General features: G+C 39.9%; 14 protein-coding genes. 12 read left to right on the top strand and 2 right to left on the bottom strand.

From position 1 onward, the window contains the following. Positions 1 to 117 precede the first annotated feature (117 nt). From ACSZOX_RS10800 to ACSZOX_RS10745, 12 genes are all read left to right on the top strand, one after another. Positions 118 to 3,495 carry a TonB-dependent receptor gene (locus ACSZOX_RS10800; protein ID WP_437919967.1) on the top strand — a complete coding sequence of 1,126 codons (3,378 nt, stop codon included), beginning with the start codon at positions 118 to 120 and terminating at the stop codon, positions 3,493 to 3,495. Between the two features lie 12 nt (positions 3,496 to 3,507). After that, on the top strand, positions 3,508 to 5,196 hold the full coding sequence (locus ACSZOX_RS10795) for a RagB/SusD family nutrient uptake outer membrane protein (RefSeq protein WP_437919966.1): 1,689 nt from the start codon (positions 3,508 to 3,510) through the stop codon (positions 5,194 to 5,196). Positions 5,197 to 5,507: 311 nt separating this feature from the next. Beyond that, the gene (locus ACSZOX_RS10790; RefSeq protein WP_437919965.1) at positions 5,508 to 7,502 is read left to right on the top strand and encodes an FAD-dependent oxidoreductase; all 1,995 of its coding nucleotides are present in this window, start codon (positions 5,508 to 5,510) and stop codon (positions 7,500 to 7,502) included. Positions 7,503 to 7,511: 9 nt separating this feature from the next. Beyond that, positions 7,512 to 9,170 carry an FAD-dependent oxidoreductase gene (locus tag ACSZOX_RS10785; protein WP_437919964.1) on the top strand — a complete coding sequence of 553 codons (1,659 nt, stop codon included), beginning with the start codon at positions 7,512 to 7,514 and terminating at the stop codon, positions 9,168 to 9,170. A 33-nt stretch (positions 9,171 to 9,203) separates the two neighbouring features. After that, positions 9,204 to 11,045 carry a carbon starvation CstA family protein gene (locus tag ACSZOX_RS10780; protein ID WP_437919963.1) on the top strand — a complete coding sequence of 614 codons (1,842 nt, stop codon included), beginning with the start codon at positions 9,204 to 9,206 and terminating at the stop codon, positions 11,043 to 11,045. A 93-nt stretch (positions 11,046 to 11,138) separates the two neighbouring features. Continuing rightward, positions 11,139 to 12,065, top strand: coding sequence for a 2-hydroxyacid dehydrogenase (locus ACSZOX_RS10775; RefSeq protein WP_437919962.1), 927 nt, complete (start codon positions 11,139 to 11,141; stop codon positions 12,063 to 12,065). A 224-nt stretch (positions 12,066 to 12,289) separates the two neighbouring features. Continuing rightward, positions 12,290 to 13,054 carry a DeoR/GlpR family DNA-binding transcription regulator gene (locus ACSZOX_RS10770; protein ID WP_437919961.1) on the top strand — a complete coding sequence of 255 codons (765 nt, stop codon included), beginning with the start codon at positions 12,290 to 12,292 and terminating at the stop codon, positions 13,052 to 13,054. Between the two features lie 183 nt (positions 13,055 to 13,237). Then, complete coding sequence (locus ACSZOX_RS10765) at positions 13,238 to 14,515, top strand: NUDIX hydrolase N-terminal domain-containing protein (protein WP_437919960.1); 1,278 nt, start codon at positions 13,238 to 13,240, stop codon at positions 14,513 to 14,515. A gap of 201 nt (positions 14,516 to 14,716) precedes the next feature. Next, positions 14,717 to 15,187, top strand: coding sequence for a hypothetical protein (locus ACSZOX_RS10760; RefSeq protein ID WP_437919959.1), 471 nt, complete (start codon positions 14,717 to 14,719; stop codon positions 15,185 to 15,187). A 15-nt stretch (positions 15,188 to 15,202) separates the two neighbouring features. Beyond that, positions 15,203 to 15,631: a DUF1801 domain-containing protein gene (locus ACSZOX_RS10755; RefSeq protein WP_437919958.1), complete on the top strand. Its 429-nt coding sequence runs from the start codon at positions 15,203 to 15,205 to the stop codon at positions 15,629 to 15,631. 168 nt (positions 15,632 to 15,799) lie between these two features. Further along, positions 15,800 to 16,465 (top strand): tetratricopeptide repeat protein, encoded by a 666-nt coding sequence (locus ACSZOX_RS10750; RefSeq protein WP_437919957.1) that lies wholly within the window; start codon positions 15,800 to 15,802, stop codon positions 16,463 to 16,465. A gap of 138 nt (positions 16,466 to 16,603) precedes the next feature. After that, positions 16,604 to 17,389 (top strand): PhzF family phenazine biosynthesis protein, encoded by a 786-nt coding sequence (locus tag ACSZOX_RS10745; RefSeq protein ID WP_437919956.1) that lies wholly within the window; start codon positions 16,604 to 16,606, stop codon positions 17,387 to 17,389. Positions 17,390 to 17,459: 70 nt separating this feature from the next. Here ACSZOX_RS10745 and ACSZOX_RS10740 read toward each other — a convergent pair whose 3' ends face one another. Together ACSZOX_RS10740 and ACSZOX_RS10735 are read right to left on the bottom strand one after the other, a co-directional pair. Then, positions 17,460 to 17,609, bottom strand: coding sequence for a hypothetical protein (locus ACSZOX_RS10740; RefSeq protein ID WP_437919955.1), 150 nt, complete (start codon positions 17,607 to 17,609; stop codon positions 17,460 to 17,462). Between the two features lie 172 nt (positions 17,610 to 17,781). Beyond that, positions 17,782 to 19,257: a hypothetical protein gene (locus tag ACSZOX_RS10735; protein ID WP_437919954.1), complete on the bottom strand. Its 1,476-nt coding sequence runs from the start codon at positions 19,255 to 19,257 to the stop codon at positions 17,782 to 17,784. Positions 19,258 to 19,404 lie beyond the last annotated feature (147 nt).

Genomic DNA, 19,404 nt, shown 5'->3' with positions numbered 1-19,404 from the left:
GCCGCCTTAATGCTGTTGGCGAAAAGCAAAAGGGAAGTGGTAACGACACTTCCCCAATAGCTTTGCCTATGGACCATTGCATACAACAGAATCATAAACCTTACTTACTACAATATTATGAAAAAAAATCTAGGATTGAAGAGTCTACGGACTTTTCAGTTCCAAGGTACTTACATACCTGCTATCCGAAAATTGCTTATGTTTATTAAAGTCTGTTATCTCCTGTTTCTCATAAGTTGTTTTCAACTTAAAGCAGAGACTTTTTCACAAACAATAACCTTAAAATCTAGTGCTATCCGCCTAGAGGAGGCTTTCAAATTGATTGAGAAACAAAGTGATTATGTTGTTCTATACGACTATAATGAAATAAAAAAGATGAAAGCTGTGCGTATCGATGTAAATAAAGTGACGTTGGTACAATTTTTAAATGAGCTGCTGAAAGGGCTGCCGCTCCGTTATACGTTAGATGATAAGACTATCCTTATTTCGCATAAGAAAGAACTTGAACTTAATAAAATAACTCTTGGGACGATTGGTTCGTCGACGATGTCTCCCGTGCTTCAACGTGTGATCCGTGGTCATGTTACAGATGTACAGGGGGCCGCATTGCAAGGCGTTTCTATTATGGAGAAAGGAACGAGTAACGGGACCTCTTCTAAACAAGATGGGTCTTTTGAATTGCAGATAAATGGGAGTCGCCCCACACTTGTTTTTACATTGTTGGGGTATCAATCTGCTGAACAGATCGTGGATGGTACTAGCGATGTGAGATTGACGTTAAATGCTACTGTTAGCGATTTGGATGAAGTTGTTGTTGTTGGTTATGGTGTTCAGAAAAAGGTAAATCTGACAGGGGCAGTTTCTGCGGTTTCTGGCGAAGATATTGCTGCACGTCCTGCTGGCCAAACCTCTGCAGCACTTCAAGGGATGGCTCCGGGAGTTACAATCACGCAACGTTCTGGAAAGCCCGGAGCGGATGGGGGCGATATACGAATCCGTGGTATTGGCACGATGGGAAGCCCTGGTCCATTGGTTATGATCGATGGGATTGAGGGATCTATCAACAATATTGATCCTAATCTTATTGAATCCGTTTCCATATTAAAAGATGCAGCATCGTCGTCAATTTATGGGTCGCGTGCGGCAAATGGCGTTATTTTGGTAACGACGAAGCGCGGGTCGGGTGATCGAATATCGCTATCCTATAATAATTATGTTGGTTGGCAGAAGCCTACGAACATGCCCAAACTTGTTAATGCGTTGGATCACATGTTGCTTACCAACGAAGCTTACACAAATGTGGGGAGTACGGCCTTGTATCCAGAGGAGTTGTTGGAGGCTTATCGGCAACAGGGAGATGGCAGTTCAGACGCTTATCCAAATACGGACTGGCAGAAGGAATCTCTACAAGGCTCTGGATTTCAACAAAGTCATTTTTTAACCGTTAATGGGGGGACAAATAAAGTGCGAATGCTGGCTTCCTTCGGTTACTTTGATCAAAAAGGACTCACCCTGAATAGTGGCTTCAAACGTTATACCATTCGGAACAATATGGATATCCGGTTTTCAGATAAGTTTTCTGCCAAGGTCGATCTACAGTATGTTAATCCGATAATCACTTCGCCTGCAGCAAGTATTGAAAGCCTTTTTCAATGGATGAATAGTATACCTGCCAATCAATCGTTTAGAAATGAGGATGGTAGTTGGGGGTTGGGCTGGAACGGAAATAACCCTGTTTCCGCGGCACAGGATGGTGGAATAGCGACTAACAAATCTCCTTTTGGAAGTATCAATGCGTCGGTGATTTATAAACCTACAACTTGGTTAACAGCTGAAGTGAATTATGCGCCCAAATACGCAACTCAGGTGAACAAGAGTTTTCGTGAAGTAGTGCAATCGTACAATCCAGATGGCACGGCTAGTTTTGCGGTTCCTGTTCGATCGTCATTGACACAATTCAATGCACAAGAGATGTATAACAATATGCGGGCAACATTAACTGCAAAAGAAACCTTTGGCAATCACCATATTTCTTGGCTGGTGGGTGCCTCTCGGGAAGATTACCGAATCGATAACATGCAGGGATTTCGCGATATATTTGTATTGCCGGATTATCAGGTTCTTGACGTAGGATCTGCATTAAATCAAGCCGCTACAGGAACAGCTTCTGAATGGGCATTGCAATCCTTCTTTTCCCGCGTGAACTATAGTTTTAAAGATCGTTATCTATTGGAGTTGAATGCACGTTACGATGGCTCTTCGCGCTTTTTGAAAGGGAACCGTTATGGTTTTTTTCCTTCGGCATCTGCGGGTTGGCGATTTTCCGAGGAAGCATTTCTTGGTGAAGCCAAATCATGGTTGACGGAAGGTAAGGTGCGTGTTTCTTGGGGGAGGTTGGGCAACCAGCTTATTGGAACTTATCCTGCGGTATCTGCGGTCAATTTGGGTTCTTATACCCTAGGTAATCAGATTGTTAATACAGCAGCTTTAAATGATCTTTCCAATCCTAATATTACTTGGGAATCTACAGAAGAACGTAATATTGGTGTTGACTTTGTTCTCTTTAAGAACCTGACGTTAACTGCCGACTACTACCATAGAAAAACGAGCGACATCTTGTTGCAACTCGATATACCTCTTATTTTGGGCTTGAACGCACCCTATCAGAATGCTGGCGCAGTGGAGAATAAAGGTTGGGAGGTCTCTCTTGGTTATCGAAGTGATTGGCAAAAAGAATTTAAGTACAATTTGAGTTTGAATATTTCCGATGTGAAAAATAAAATATTGGATATGCGGGGAATTAATCAAACCGGATTGACCGTAAATCGCGAAGGATATCCCATCTATTCATTATTTGGATACCAAACGGAAGGTTATTTTCAATCTGTAGAAGAAATTGAGGACCATGCAACCCAATTTGGGGAATTGGCGCCAGGTGATCTTAAATACAGAGACCAAAATGGAGATGGTATAATTACCGAGGCAGATAAAGTGATCATCGGAAGTACGGTACCTCGATATACCTATGCGTTGAATGCGAGCTTGTCGTACAAAAATTTTGATCTAAGCTTTTTACTTCAGGGAGTAGGCAAGGCTGATGGCTATCTATACGGGTCTGGAATACAGCCCTTCACAACTACTGGAGCGATAGGGGGAACAATACGCGAAGATAACAAGGATCGGTGGACCGTAGATAATCCCAACGCTGCTTATCCACGATTGGCTTTTGGAAAGAATAACAATCAACAGTCTTCGGAATTCTGGATGAAGGATGCTTCGTATTTACGTTTGAAAAACGTTCAAATCGGTTACCAACTTCCGCAGGCCCTTAGTGATCGTTTACATATTCAAAAACTTCGACTTTTTGCAAATGGATCTAATCTTTTCAGTATAGATAATTTCTGGGAGGGTTATGATGTTGAGGCACCGGTAGGTACCGGTAACTTTTACCCACAGGTTAAAGTGTATACGTTTGGTCTAGATGTTACTTTCTAAAAGATGCGAAAAATGAAAACAATTAAAAAACAACTTTTAATCATACTATCTGTGTGTTTGGTTATCGGGACGTCTTGTGACGGTTACCTCGATAGAAGTCCTCTTTCGGGACCATCCGACGATAACTATTTTAAAAATGAAGCTGAATTGACATTGGCTGTCAATGGCCTATATAGTGCATTGGTTTATCATCCGACGGATGATATGCCTGTAAATTTGACAATAGATGATGCAACGGATATTGGCTGGGACCGTAACACATCCCCTTTGCAATCGTTAGGAAGGGGGGATCACGACAGTAATAATGATTACACCAGAAATATTTGGACCAATGCGTATAAAATTATCGGTAAATGTAATTTCGTATTGGATAACACCGGGAAATTGGAAGGTCAGGTGGCATCCGCTCTTTTACAGCGATATACGGCTGAAGCTCGTTTTATTCGTGCTTTTGTATACCAATATCTGCTTGACTATTTTGGAGGTGTGCCTCTTGTTACGACTCGGGTGCCGCTCAGTGAGGCAAATATTCCGCGATCGAGTAAGGAAGAAGTTTTAGATTTTATTTTGCGTGAATTGTCGGAGGCGTCTCTTGATTTACCTGTTTCCTATGGTGGGGCAGATGTTGGACGTGCGACTAAAGGAGCTGCCTTGGCGATACGCGCGCGTGCAGCACTTCATCATGCGAAATGGACCGAGGCAGCTGCTTCGGCTAAAGAGGTGATGGATTTGCAGGTATACGAACTCCATCCTGATTTTGAAGAACTTTTTGGCTATGCTGGAGAGAGTTCGAAGGAGATCATTTTTGCATTTCAATATTTACGTCTGCAGAATACACGCACACATGGTGTGACACGTGCTTTTCTATCTAGGAATGCGCAAGGAACTTCCAATAAAATACCATCACAATCTCTCGTTGACGCGTTTACCTGTACAGACGGTTTGGAGATAGACAAATCGCCATTGTATAGTCCAGAAACGCCTTTTGCGAATCGTGATCCTCGTCTCGGATATACAGTTGCTTTGCCAGGTTCTATTTTCTTTGGCTTTCAATTCGAAACGCATAAAGACAGTATTAAATGTTGGAACTATAGCTATGGAACCGCTACAGCATCTCGTATTGATAACCAAGATGCCATCAATGCCTACGCTTCGTTCTCGGGATACTGCTGGAAGAAATATGTGGATTTTCAGGATAAAGATTATACGATGCAATCTGAATTGAATATTACGCAGGTGAGATATGCGGAGGTATTGTTGATCTACGCCGAAGCGATGCTAGAGGCGGGCACTGTTGATAATACGGTGTACGATGCTATTAATGCAATACGTCAGCGGCCTACGGTAAATATGCCTCCTATAACGCCCGGTAAGAATACGGAGCAGTTGCGCGAACTTATTCGTAAGGAACGGCTATATGAACTAGCTAACGAAGGTTTTCGTCTGGTTGATTTGCGTCGATGGAATCTTGCAGAGCAATTTATGAATTCTACCCTATACGGAAGGGTACCTCGAGGATTTTTGAGCAATGCGCCAACAATCAGCACTGCTGGATTAGTCAATTACAATGGCGTGACGAACAGAGCCAGTATGCGGGTAATTGAAACGCGTAAATTTGACAAAGATCGCGATTACCTCTGGCCGATTCCGAATATAGAGGTGGTAACGAATACGAATTTGGAACAAAATCCAGGGTATTAATGAAAAGAATAACGATAAAAGATTAGGAATTGATACCGTTCTACAAAAGAAAGCATAACTAAAATGATCTGCCTATTCCTTGAGGCTTCGTAAAATAATATGCGAAGTGTGAGTGAATATTGTTGAAATAAATGAATAATAATTTACATATGAAATGTCCATGATTGCAAAACACAAACACGAATGAAAATAACCCCGAAGGGCTCATCGAAGATAATCTGGACATTCCATATGACCTTTAAAAAACAAACCGAGTGAAACGAGCTCATTTATTCCAATGAAATCTAACACTTATAAATAATTATTTACATATGAAAAGACAACATTTAATCCTTTATATTTTTATTTTTCTTTGTTCTACGTTGAGAGGGCAACAAATACAAAAAGTCGATATATGTATCTATGGTGCAACATCGGCTGGTGTTATCGCGGCCTATACCGCGGCAAAAGCAGGCAAGTCTGTATTATTGGTGGATCCAGGTAACCGTTTAGGAGGGTTAAGTTCGGGAGGTTTGGGAATGACGGATATCGGAAATAAGTTTGTTGTCCGTGGTTTGGCGCTTGATTTTTATCGAAAGATCGGAAAACATTATGGCAATTTCGAGCAGTGGATTTTTGAACCTAAGGTTGCGGAACGCATTTTTTTGAACTATATGGAAGATTGTGACGCTCAGCAATTGTTGAAGCACCGTCTAGTGGCTCTTAAAAAACAAGATGCGGTTTTGCAGTCTGCTGATTTTAGCGGTACCGATGGTAAAATACAGCGTGTTACAGCGAAGGTATTTTTAGATTGCACGTATGAGGGGGATTTACTTGCTTTAGCAGGGGCGTCTTATCATGTTGGGCGGGAGTCTAATGCAACTTATAATGAGACGTTAAACGGTGTTCAACTTTTAGATGGACACCAATTTCCAAACGGGATCGATCCCTATGTTGAGCGAGGGAATCCGAACAGCGGTTTGTTGTGGGGGATACGTAAAGGAGAGATTGAGCCTAAAGGTACAGGGGATAAAAAAGTACAGGCCTACAATTACCGGATTACCCTTACCAACGTACCTGAGAATAGAATACCTGTTACAAAACCAGAGGATTATGATGCTAGGCGTTACGAACTTCTGAAAAGACAGAAAGAAATTCAACCGTGGAAAGGAATAAATGATGTTTTCATATGGAGTCTTATGCCGAATGGGAAAACAGATATTAACAATCGAAATGGTTTCTCTACGGATATGATTGGTATGAACTGGGATTATCCAGAGGCTGACTACCAACGGAGGGAGGAGATTATTAAAGCACATGAGGATTACACGAAAGGTTTGCTCTATTTTGTAGGTAGTGATGAATCTGTTCCCGACTTTATTCGAAAAGAATTTCAAGAATGGGGGTATCCGAAAGATGAGTACGTAGAAAATGGACATTGGTCTCCGCAGCTTTATATACGTGAGGCTCGACGTTTAGTTGGTGAATTAGTGATGACGCAACAGCACTGTCAGGGAAAGGAATTGGTGACTGATGAGGTGGGTTACGCTGCGTATACAATGGATTCTCACAATTGTGACCGCTTAGTTGTAAACGGCATGGTAAAAAACGAAGGTAATGTGGAGGTTGGTGGTTTTTTGCCTTTTCCTATTTCGTATAGAGCTATTGTGCCGAAACGGCAGGAGGTTTCTAACCTAATCGTTCCCGTATGTCTATCTGCAAGTCATATTGCTTTTGGATCTATACGGATGGAACCTGTGTTTATGGTTCTTGGTCAGTCGGGAGCGGTCGCGGCCTGTCAGGCAATAGATAGAAAGACTGCTGTTCAGGATGTGGATGTGCAACAGTTGAAATCGGTTCTGGAAGTTAACCCAAAGGCAGATAGTCGATTGGCAGATATTCTTGTTCATGTTTCAGATAAAGAGCGCGTTAGCCTTGTTGGATCTTGGGATCAAGGGATTGGAAAGGGGTATGGAATGTCTTATATGCAGTCTGCAGCTGCAGATGGATCTGCACAAGCCCGATTTCATTTACCAGAGACTGCTAAATCTGGGAGATATCATCTTTATACGTATTTCCCAAAAATGGCAGAGAGTGGCAGTACTTGTACGATTAATGTCTATGATGGAGGAGCAGTGGAAACAAAGAAGTTGGACTTCGGGAAAGTAGAGATTAAAGGACAAACTAGTAGTACCTGGGTTTCGGTAGGTGAATATACAATTGAAAGTGGTTCGAAGAAACCATATGTTGAGATTAGTACGGCCGGGGCGAATGGTTTAGTGGCCGCTAATGCGATTTTACTTGTACCAGTTGATGATCAACGTTAATTCTATAAGATGAAAAACAAAAAAAAATACTTTTTTCTTTTCTCCATTTCTTTCTGCTACCTGCTTGGTTTTGCAGGAAATGACCAACAGATCCATTCTACTGATATCGTAATTTATGGCGGTACCTCTGCAGCTATTACCGCAGGAATAGAGGCTGTAAAACAGGGGAAATCAGTTGTTATTGTATCTCCTGATAGGCATTTGGGTGGGCTTTCCTCTGGCGGCCTTGGCTTTACTGACACGGGAGATAAATCGGTTATCGGTGGTTTGTCACGTGATTTCTATCACAGGGTCTATTTGCATTACCAGAAGGTAGCAGCATGGCCGTGGCAACAACAGGCGGATTACGGAAATAAAGGCCAGGGCACGTTGGCCATTGATGGCGATGCGCGTACAATGTGGATTTTCGAACCTCATGTTGCTGAACGTATTTTCGAGGAATATGTTAAAGAATATAATCTGGATGTGCGGCGTAATGAGTGGTTGGATCGTCTTCAAGGGGTGAAGAAGATGAATGATCGTATTGTTTCCATTACGACGTTGAGCGGAAATACGTATGTTGCTAAAGTGTTCATTGATGCAACTTACGAAGGTGATCTCATGGCTGCAGCGGGTGTAAGTTACCATGTCGGAAGAGAAGCGAATCGTATTTATGGTGAAATGTGGAATGGCGTGCAGGTTGATGTTTTACATCATGACCATTGGTTTAAGGAACCTGTTAGTCCGTATATTACTCCCGGAGATAGCGATAGTGGGCTGCTGTATGGTGTTTCAACTGAATTTCCAGGTGAGTATGGTGAGGGAGATCATCGCTTGCAAGCATATTGCTTTCGGATGTGCCTAACTAATCATCCAGAAAATCGTGTACCTTTCCGGAAGCCGCCAAATTATGATCCTTTTCATTATGAATTGCTTGCTCGGGTTTTTGCATCAGGTTGGCGTGAAACCTTTCGTAAATTCGATCCTATTCCGAACCGCAAAACGGATACGAACAATCATGGACCTTTCAGTACGGATTTTATAGGTATGAACTATGACTATCCAGAGGCAAGTTATGAACGGAGGAAGGAAATTATCAAACAACATGAGGATTATCAGCAGGGGCTTCTGTATTTCATGGCGACGGATCCCAAGGTGCCTCAGGAGGTACGGGAGGAAATGTCGTCCTGGGGTTTGGCGAAGGACGAATTCATGGATAATGGGAATTGGCCGCATCAATTGTATATTCGGGAAGCACGGCGCATGGTTGGCATGCATGTGATGACGGAGCACGATGTGTTTAATGAACGTGTAGTAAGTGATCCCGTAGGTATGGGGTCTTATGCGCTTGATTCTCATAATGTACAACGGTATGTTAAAGGCGATGGCTTTGTACAAAACGAAGGGGATATTGGTGTCAAACCTAAAACAGGTCCCTACCAAATTTCCTACGGTTCACTCGTTCCAAAAAAGGAAGAATGCACGAATTTGTTGGTTCCGGTATGTGTGTCCAGTTCTCATATTGCGTTTGGATCTATCCGAATGGAACCTGTTTTTATGATTCTTGGACAGAGTGCTGCGGCGGGTGCTGTACTTTCAATAGAAAGAGATTGTGCGGTACAAGAGGTTCCTTATAAGGAGCTTGAACAGTATTTGTTGCGTGAGGGTCAAGTGTTATCGAATAAATAAAGAGGGGTTATTTTATCTTATAGAAGTTATCGTATGGAATATTTAAACGGTGTAAATGCGCTTACACTTGTGTTTATCGCGGTGCTACTTTTTGCAATCGCTTATCGCGTCTACGGAATTTATTTGGCAAATCGTGTCTTGCGACTTAATGCCCTCAACGTAACACCAGCGGTAGAATTTGCGGATGGTCACGATTACGTGAAGACAAATAAGAATGTGTTATTTGGTCATCATTTTGCTGCTATTGCGGCTGCGGGGCCTCTGGTAGGTCCGGTATTAGCTGCGCAGTTTGGCTATCTTCCGGGAACCCTGTGGATATTGATTGGTTGTGTGTTGGGTGGGGGTGTCCACGATATGGTGGTTTTATTTGCTTCGGTACGGCATCGAGGAGAAAGCTTAGCCTCAATCGCGCGAAAGGAAATAGGAAAAACAATTGGAATGATTACCGGAATAGCTGTCCTCTTTATTTTGATTCTTACTTTGGCAGGATTGTCTCTGGCTTGCGTAAGTGCGATGCATGAAGCATCGTGGTCTCTATTTACGGTTATCATCACCATGCCTATTGCGATTGTGATGGGTTTGATTATGCGCTATAGAAAGGGGAGTGTGATGTTTGCTAGTGTTTTGGGTGGTTTATTGTTGGTTGCAGGTATCATCGGGGGGCATAACCTTATGCGGAACGAGTGGCTGAATCAGGCCTTCCATTGGGATGTTAATACCATTTCCGTGGCGTTGGCTCTCTATGGCTTTGTAGCCTCTGTTTTACCTATTTGGTTTCTCTTGGTACCACGTGACTATCTTTCGACTTACCTTAAAATAGGTACTATTTTGATGCTTGCTGTCGGGATTTTTTTTGTTCATCCTACGTTGGAGATGCCTGCTTTAACCAATTTCATACATGGTGGTGGTCCGGTTATTGGTGGTCCGGTATTACCATTTATTTTTATTGTTATAGCCTGTGGTGCCATTTCCGGTTTCCATGCTGTTATTGCAACGGGGACTACACCTAAGATGTTGGCAAATGAAAAGGAAATCCTATTTGTGGGATACGGCGCTATGTTAGTAGAGGGATTTGTTGCCTTAATGGCACTTATAGCTGCATGTACATTGGTTCCAGGTGATTATTTTGCCATCAATACACCGGTGGCTAGCTATCCTTCTTTTTTGGCCGCAAATCCTCATCTAGGTACTGTCGATCTCCCACATTTTATCGATCGTATTGGTATCGATTTGCATGGACGCACCGGTGGAGCTGTATCGCTTGCTGTGGGGATGGCGCATATTTTTGATCGCATTCCATTCATGGATGATGTGATGGCCTATTGGTACAATTTTGCAATTATGTTTGAAGCCGTTTTTATCTTAACGGCTATTGATGCCGGTACACGTGTGGGACGCTTCTTCTTGCAGGAAATGTTGGGAAGTGTCCTTCCTCGCTTTAACGACAAAAATTGGTTACCAGGCTTTTTGATTAGTAGTTTCCTTTTTACATTTTCTTGGGGATATCTAGTGTATACGGGGAATGTAAGTAGTATTTGGCCTCTTTTTGGAATAAGCAATCAACTCCTTGCAGCTTGTGGATTGATTGTGTGTACGACAATGTTGATTCGTATGAACAGAGGAAAATATGCGCTATGTGCAGCTATCCCTGGAATATTTATGGCTCTTATTACATTTTGGGCAGGTTATCTGCAGGTCAGGGATATTTATTTGCCTCAAGAGCAATATTTATTGGCCTGTTTAGCTGTGGTCGCTATGCTGCTTATGTTGCTGGTGTTTATTGGCGCTTTTCGGAAATGGTATCAATTGCTCCAAATCAAGAAATTGTCGATAGACTATTACGGGGAATCTGTGAAAGAACAGGTCGAGCGTTAATCGCAGTATGGATGAGTTAATTATAGTTTGATATGGCTATAATTAGAACTATTGCTCCATATAAATGTTTATTTTCGTATAAATTAGAACGTGATGAGTATAGCATTGATATTTAGTAATAGAGATCCGCAGAATTGGCAAGTTGAAATTTCAAAGTTTTTGCCAGAAACGAAGGTAGAAATCTATCCGGAAATTGAGAATTTTGACGAAGTAGAATTTATTGTCAGTTGGAAGCCTCATGTAGATTATTTTGCTGATTTTCCTAATTTAAAAGTTATTCAGTCATCTGGAGCAGGGATAGATCATTTGTTACCAGAAAGTTTACCCAAACATATTCGCGTATGTAGAATTGTTGATCCTAAGTTAAAGAGTGATATGTTTGAGCATGTGTTGGCATGTCTGATGCATGCTATCAAAAATTTTTCGGCTTATACTGTTGATAAAATTAAAAAGGAATGGAATCCACAACGTTATAAAACAATTGAAGAAACAGAGGTGACGATCCTTGGTTTAGGGGAACTTGGAAAATATGTGGCAGAAGGTTTGGTGAAGTTAGGCTTTCGGGTGAAAGGTTGGTCCAACTCAAAGAAGGATATTGCCGATGTGACATCTTTCGCTGGTTTGGAGGAATTAAAATCCGCTATTGATGATACGGATTTTATCGTTAATATCTTACCGCTCACCGAAAGTACTGCTGGGATATTGAATAAGGATTTTTTTAAATTATGTCGATCAGGTACAGTACTTATTAATGTAGGCAGAGGTGGGCATGTGGTAGAAGATGATTTGCAGGAAGCAATAGAAAGCAAACATATAAAAGGAGCTTATCTTGATGTTTTTAATCTGGAACCGCTACCTGAGGATCATATTTTCTGGAAATGTGAAAATATTTTTATTACGCCTCATGTTGCCAGTATGACTAATGTGGTTTCCTCTGTACAACAGGTGGTCGAAAATTATACGAGAATGATCGATGAGGGCCCTCTTTTGAATGAGGTGTCTTTAGAAAAAGGATATTAACTTTATGGGGGCTAACAGTTCATATACTTGGCCGCTACTAGATCGTCTCCGTCTAGCAGCTTTTACTTGGATAGCACTCTTGTCATTAATGTAGCTTTTGTTTACAGAAAATGGCAGAAGGGATAAACTTGACGCAAAATTTATCGAGATTTTAATATAATATAATAGACTTCGTTTTATGTTTTTTCAAAATTTTGCATATATTGTCTTGTATTTGAGAATATATGCAAAATTTATCATATTCCCGCTTAGAAAGACATCAAGTGATACTTGCGGAGCTTCGTAAAAAGCAGAAAGTGGAATATTCAGAACTGAGTAGTTTACTTGCTGTATCAGAAGATACGATCCGTCGAGATGTGAATGAACTTGTAGAAAAAGGTCTCCTTTCGAAGGTAAAAGGTGGTGCCTCGGTAAATACGGTGTTGCCTATATCTTATGAGGGGCGAGCCAAATATGCTACGCCGGAGAAAGAAGTCGTTGCCGACAAAGCGCAGCATGTCTTCGAATCGGGTATGACGGTTATTTTTGATGGAGGAACTACACCTTTTATGGTTGCGGCGACCTTGCCGCATGATATTGCGCTCACAGTCTTCACACATAGTTTTCCTGTTGCAAACCTTTTTTTACAAGCTGAAAATATTAAAACGGTATTTATTGGTGGTACATTGTCTACCAATTCTCAGATTACGACAGGAATAAAGGTCTACGAAGAGTATAGTAAAATTCAGGCAGACATCTGTGTGCTTGGTGTTCATAGTTTAGACGCTCATTTGGGAATCACGGATCCCATTACCGAAGAATCTATGGTAAAAAAGATGATTTGCCAAGTTAGCGATAGTGTGGTTGCTGTAGCTACTTCGGATAAATTGCACCGGAAATCTACCTACCATGTTTGTTCAATGGCCGACATAGGAACATTAATTACAGAATTGCCTCCCACGGATAATTTGTTGCACTCGTTTATAGCTCAGGGTGTCACATTATTTTAAACAAACACGATGAAATATTCATGTTAGACGAAACACAAATACGCATGATCACCAAGTGGCATGAGTGCCAGTGAAAACAAAAGTAACACGAGTAATATTCCATATGGCCTTTAAAAAACAAACCGAGAGAAACGAGCTCATGTATTCCAATGGAATCTAACACTGATAAATAATAATTTACATATGAAAAAACTAAAGATGGTGATTTTCGACTTAGACGGAACACTAGCAAACACACTCCCGCTTTGTATTAGAGCTTTTAAAGAGTCCATCGAACCATTAGCTGGCCGAGTACTTTCCGATGCGGAAATAATTGCTACTTTCGGACCTTCTGAAGAGGGGACTATAAGAGCATTACTTCCTGCAAACCATCATGAAGGGGCCTTATTACAGTATTACAACTCTTATGTCGAATTTCATGATATGGTACCTGATTGCTTTGAAGGAATCGTAGACTTACTTTCTTTTTTGGAGCAACAAGGAGTTTTGATTACAATGGTTACAGGAAAGGGTGAAAGAAGTGCGAATCTGTCTCTGGAGAAGTTTGGTATTCGTCATTACTTTAAGCATGTGGAGACAGGTAATCCCGAAGGACCAAGTAAGGAAAAGGGGATCCGCAACATTTTGGAAAATTATGGGCTACTACCCAGCGAAGTAATTTATGTAGGAGATGCACCATCAGACATCACTGCCGCAAGGAATTGTGAGGTTCCAATGGTTGCTGTGACATGGGCATCAACAACAGATAGAGAAGCACTCGCAAATTTAAATCCAGACTATCTTTTTGATACGGTAGATGAATTTTCGGATTATTTGAGAGATCGAATTTCTGAACTACAGAACAGCTTATTTACCTCCTTAAAAAAGATGAAAGCTTTAGCTGATACAGGCTTAGTGTATAGTCAGGATGATTATAACAGGGAGAGATATGAAGAACTTAAAGAAATTACGCTAACACTGATGGCTGATATGGCGGGAGTGGAGCTTAAAAAGTTTAAAGATTTTTATGTTCCTGTTGTGGATTACCCTACACCAAAAGTTGATGTTCGCGCTTTTATTTTGAATGAGAACAACGAGGTGCTGCTCGTACAGGAGAAACAGGATAGTTGTTGGTCTCTTCCCGGAGGCTGGGCGGATATAGGTTCAACGCCAAAAGAGTCGGTTTTGAAAGAAATCTATGAAGAAATTGGTCATCATGCTAACGTCGAAAGATTAATTGCTGTTTTTGATAAAAAAGTTCATCCTCATCCTCCTCAACCGTTTTATGTCTACAAGATGGTTTTTTTGTGTTCGTTAACTGATGCCGGCAAAGATTTCAAAATAGCATTTGATACATTGGATGTACAATATTTTTCTATAAACAACTTACCTCCGCTTTCCCAAGATCGAATAGTTGAGAGTCAGATCAAGTTACTTTTTGATCAATTACAGCAGCAGGGATCAGTTCCGCTATGTGATTAGGCAACTTGTCAATCGCAATCTTTGGGCTCTAGGTATTGTTTACTTAGAGCCCATCGTATGTACCTGTCCGAATGTTCTTTGTGTTATATCTTGAATTGCTGTAATGTCTATTTATTTACGTTTTTTTTATTCAAAAATAAACTGTAATTTAAAGCATAGAAAAGAAAGAATATGTAGGCCTGTTAAATTAATCTTTTCGTTATGAATGCTATTAAAACCTTTTTTACAGTATTGTTCGTAGCGTGTTTTATGCAGCTTTTCGGACAAACGATTGTTGTAAATCCTGATGGTACTCACTCGATTGTTATTGACAATGGTAATATGAAGACGATTGTAAATCCAGATGGCACGCATGCTACTGTGATTAACAATGGTGATATGAAGACGATTGTGAATCCTGACGGTACGCATTCGATTATGGTTGACAATGGTAATATGAAGACTATTGTAAATCCAGATGGTACACATTCGATTATGGTTGAGAATGGTAACATGCAAACGATTGTAAATCCAGATGGTACTAATGCTATCTTTATCGACAACGGTGATGCGAAGACGGTTGTGAAAACAAACGTTTCTTATTCGATGGTCATCAAAACAGAACAGACAAAAGTGATTACTGCGCCCAAGATTGAGGATCAGTCACTTCCGAATAATGGGAAGTGTTTGTAATATACTGTTACTACGATGGCGAAAAATAAAACCCAACAATATACATCAGATGATGTTCGTGAGTTTATAGATGTTTTTGCGGATACAGATCAAAAACGGGCGGACAGTTTGATATTGCTTCAAATTTTAAGTGATATTTCCGGTTATACTCCTAAGCTGTGGGGAACATCTATTATCGGGTTTGGTAACTACCATTATAAATACGCTAGCGGTCACGAAGGGGATGCTCCGATCCTGGGGTTTTCTCCTCGAAAATCGGCTTTTTCACTTTATATTTATTCGGATACGGAAAAAAGTAGACAGCTTTTAGCTGATCTCGGGAAATTTAAAATGGGTAAGGCTTGTATTTATGTTAAAAAGCTTTCTGATATCAACCTGTCCGTTTTAAAAGAACTCTTTCTCGAATCTATTGCGCATATTAATTTCCATTACCAAATACTTTAACCTTATTATCACTTTTATATTAATCCATATTAGATGGATATAATTATGAAATTTCCATGTTAGACAAAACACAAACACGAATGACCACGAAGTAGCATGAGTGCCAGTGAAAACAAAAATAACATGAATAATATTCCATATGGCCTTTAAAAAACAGATAATTTACATATGAAAATATACTTGCCGAATATTTTTTTCGTTGGAGCCTTAATAATGGCCTGTTGTGCAGCAGGACCTGACTGTCCTGAAAATATCAATTTGATTCCAATGTACGGACGATTGAAAAAGTGCGATGAACAATTAAAGATAGATCAGGATTTTCTGAATACTTGTGATAAAAGTTTTGAGAATAGAGATAAGGCTTCCAAATATTATATTGATAAGGGCTGGCAATATTTTTATGATCAAGAGCTTGATATGGCGATGAAGCGTTTTAATCAAGCATGGTTACTTGATAGCACAAATGCCGACATTTATTGGGGATTTGGGAATATTTTAGGTCAGCAGCAAAAATTTAAGGAGTCGCTTCTTTATTTTGATATGTCATTAGGAATTAACGCTGGAAATGCTAAAGTTTGGCAATGCGCTGCAACGAGTTATGCACAGTTATTTTTTCAGACGGAAGATAGCGAGTTGTTGAATAAGGCAACTGATTATTTAAAAAAGTCGATCGCTATTGATGCAAAGAATGCTGAAGCTTATGCGCAGCTCACATTCTGTTATGTTTATTCTGCCCAAAGAGATAGTGCCCAAAAGTATCTTCAAATTGCCGAGAGAATCGATCCAAGATCGATTGCGCCAGAAATAAGAGAGCTTCTTAATGAGGATCGGTAATTGCCCGGTATATTTCATCGAATTCGTGATTATTGGTAGGATATGTTGTATGGATATGATCTGTGACCTTAAAAAATCAAAATCTGTATCTTTAGAGAATTAAGGCAACGGTTTAACTTTACCAAAAACGAAAAACCGATGAAGTTGACGATCTATCAAGTTGACGCTTTTACTGATACTGTCTTTAAGGGGAATCCTGCAGCAGTATGTCTTTTACCTGCTTGGCTGTCTGATGAAATTTTATTAAAAATAGCGCAGGAAAATAACCTGTCTGAAACCGCTTTTTGTGTTCCAAAGGATGATTTTTTTGAGATACGCTGGTTTACACCAGCTGCAGAAGTGGATCTTTGTGGTCATGCGACACTTGCAGCAGCATTTATCATATACTGTTATGAAAATTATGAAAAGCAGTGCATTCACTTTTGTTCTGTGCGAAGCGGCGATTTATATGTAAACCGTGAAATAAATCTACTGGTACTTAATTTTCCAACAGACGAATTTGTAGAAATAGCGTTAACATCGGAGCTTGTTTCTGCAACAGACAAAATGCCTATCGCTGCTTACAAAGGTAAAACAGATTATATGCTCGTTTTCGAAAATGAGGAACAAATAGCAACGATGCAGCCTAATTTAACGTTAATAAGGAGTTTAGAAGCTAGAGGTTTAATTGTGACAGCGCGTAGCGAAAGGTATGATTTTGTTTCTCGATTTTTTGGTCCCGCAGTTGGTATTAATGAGGATCCTGTCACTGGTTCTGCGCATACGACACTTGTTCCTTATTGGTCAAAACAACTTAACTCGAACGAACTCTCCGCTTACCAATTGTCGGAGAGAGGTGGTGAATTGCATTGCCGTTTTTTGGGAAATAGGATAGAAATTGGAGGTGCTGCTGTGCTCTACATGAAAGGCGAAATATTTATCTAAATATACAATAAACAGGGCACCGATCTAAATGATGGTGCCCGTAACTATTATTTTTTTGTATTCTAGTCAATTATTCATCGCGAAGGCTATCAATCGGATTGGCAAGAGCAGCTTTAACAGATTGATAGCTCACCGTTAGTATCGTAATTACTAGGGCAAGTATAGCAGTGATCGCGAAAGTTTGCCAGCCAATGGTTATTCTGTAGGAAAAATTGTTCATTTATTTGTATACCTAAATAGTTGTTTGTGTTTGTTTGAGGCTTTTTTTGTTCGTTTTCGGACAGAAGTTGTCCAATAATGAACAGGTTGTGTTTTCGTTAGTTATGGTATTCGAAAGTAAAGATATTCAAATCATACCGGACTTGTTTGGTTCTAAATGCGCTTAACGATGGTTAGTTAGCTAAGTGTTTATGAAGCCAGTCGGTAAACATGTAATATTTGTTTATCTGCATTTCTTTCTTTTCATGGGTTATTTGTTCAATACTAGCTTTTATATTTCTGAAATAGCTCGATTTCCAAAATTTGCTTTTGTTTTTGCCTTCAGACAATATAAATTTAAAGATTAGTTTTTCTGTTTTTAATAGCCCTCCGATTTTACTAAAATACCGTTTATAAGATCTAATCTCATATTCAAGTAATGTTGATTCTTCCATATCACACATGATAATAATAGACAGCAGTCGTGATGCACGGAGTAAAGACTGATCTTTGAAGATGGCTTCGTTTATTTGCCTTTGTCGTTTCTTAGCGTCTTTATAGTTGCCAGCGAGAAAGTCAGCTAATGCCATGTAAAAATTTAATTCTATCGTCTTGATTGATGTTGATGTGCTTTGTAACAACGAAGTTTTGCTGTTAATTTCTTTGAAAAGTAGTTTGGTTTGTTCTGCAGCTTTTCCTGAAACAAGCCTATTGAATTTGTAGCATAACAAGGTAAGTTCCGCCTGTTGGTCAAAATGTTCGGTGTACGATTTGCGGCATAGTTCTTCCAGAATTTCAAGAAAACTATTCATTTCATCAAAGAATCGGATGCTTCGCAGGCTATCTAAAATTCCATCTAATGTTGATAGATAATCGTATGGTGGATTATTCCATAATTGTGGGTGCTGTTCAAAGAGCACATTGAGCTTATAGAAGATTTTAAGTGCAGCATTATACTCCGTGGCCCGGATGAAGAAAAAAGACTGGAACATTAAATGGGTCTTCTGTATTTCAAATAAATGCTTACTTCCTCGAGAAGACAGACTCAATTCGTTAAGGACTAGGTCTTGTAGATCTTTATCTTTTTTGTTGCCGATGTTCTTATTTGAGAATCGATAGCTAAGCAGTTCAAATAAGGATAGATGATCCTGTAACTGCTTTTGGTGTTGTAAGACCGTTTTTATTTTCATCTGTTTGTTCACTAATAACTGTTCATCCAGTCCTTCGAAGTTCTTAGCGGTGTGTATCGCGAGTTCCATTCGGAAAGCTTGATGTAGGCTGTTATAGTTTTGTTGGGAATCGGCTAAACGTTCCACTTTCGAAAGTTCCGTTAATGCTCGGTTTTCCAGGGATCTTTCAGCAAAAAGTTTCGCTTTCATAATTCCAAAATATTGTTTGTACCAATCATCTTGATTGATTCGACATAGTACAAGATGATCACTGATGAGTTTCATTAAATATTGTGCGGCACTATCAATTTGAACAGAGGGAAGATCGATTTGTAAGTCTTGAAGTAGTTCTTTTGACCGTTTCTGTGGATTATCTATCAAATATTGAAAGAGCTTGAAATAACTTCTTTTTAAGGGCTCTTCACCGCATGATTTTTGAATTTGTTTACGCTCGGATCTAGATAATGATTGGACGAGTACGTTTAAATCATCGATTATCATAAATAAATTTATTAGTAATGGTAATTTTTAAAAAACTTAATGTGTTGTTTTTTAATATTTTAATAGTTATTGGTTAGCTTTTGTAAGCTTAAGCCGATTATTGGCTTGGGCTAAATTTGGTAAATATTTTTCAGATTTTCCCTTTAT

It is taken from the genome of Sphingobacterium sp. LRF_L2 (assembly GCF_965644235.1).
GTDB lineage: Bacteria > Bacteroidota > Bacteroidia > Sphingobacteriales > Sphingobacteriaceae > Sphingobacterium.
The sequence above is the reverse complement of the archived record's forward strand: the minus strand, read 5'-3'. Positions and strand labels throughout refer to the sequence as shown.

Excerpts from the sequence above, each read along its gene's own strand:
- ACSZOX_RS10800 (WP_437919967.1), top strand. The coding sequence starts at position 118 with ATGAAAAAAAATCTAGGATTGAAGAGTCTACGGACTTTTCAGTTCCAA.
- ACSZOX_RS10795 (WP_437919966.1), top strand. The coding sequence starts at position 3,508 with ATGAAAACAATTAAAAAACAACTTTTAATCATACTATCTGTGTGTTTG.
- ACSZOX_RS10790 (WP_437919965.1), top strand. The coding sequence starts at position 5,508 with ATGAAAAGACAACATTTAATCCTTTATATTTTTATTTTTCTTTGTTCT.
- ACSZOX_RS10785 (WP_437919964.1), top strand. The coding sequence starts at position 7,512 with ATGAAAAACAAAAAAAAATACTTTTTTCTTTTCTCCATTTCTTTCTGC.
- ACSZOX_RS10780 (WP_437919963.1), top strand. The coding sequence starts at position 9,204 with ATGGAATATTTAAACGGTGTAAATGCGCTTACACTTGTGTTTATCGCG.
- ACSZOX_RS10775 (WP_437919962.1), top strand. The coding sequence starts at position 11,139 with ATGAGTATAGCATTGATATTTAGTAATAGAGATCCGCAGAATTGGCAA.
- ACSZOX_RS10770 (WP_437919961.1), top strand. The coding sequence starts at position 12,290 with ATGCAAAATTTATCATATTCCCGCTTAGAAAGACATCAAGTGATACTT.
- ACSZOX_RS10765 (WP_437919960.1), top strand. The coding sequence starts at position 13,238 with ATGAAAAAACTAAAGATGGTGATTTTCGACTTAGACGGAACACTAGCA.
- ACSZOX_RS10760 (WP_437919959.1), top strand. The coding sequence starts at position 14,717 with ATGAATGCTATTAAAACCTTTTTTACAGTATTGTTCGTAGCGTGTTTT.
- ACSZOX_RS10755 (WP_437919958.1), top strand. The coding sequence starts at position 15,203 with ATGGCGAAAAATAAAACCCAACAATATACATCAGATGATGTTCGTGAG.
- ACSZOX_RS10750 (WP_437919957.1), top strand. The coding sequence starts at position 15,800 with ATGAAAATATACTTGCCGAATATTTTTTTCGTTGGAGCCTTAATAATG.
- ACSZOX_RS10745 (WP_437919956.1), top strand. The coding sequence starts at position 16,604 with ATGAAGTTGACGATCTATCAAGTTGACGCTTTTACTGATACTGTCTTT.
- ACSZOX_RS10740 (WP_437919955.1), bottom strand. The coding sequence starts at position 17,609 with ATGAACAATTTTTCCTACAGAATAACCATTGGCTGGCAAACTTTCGCG.
- ACSZOX_RS10735 (WP_437919954.1), bottom strand. The coding sequence starts at position 19,257 with ATGATAATCGATGATTTAAACGTACTCGTCCAATCATTATCTAGATCC.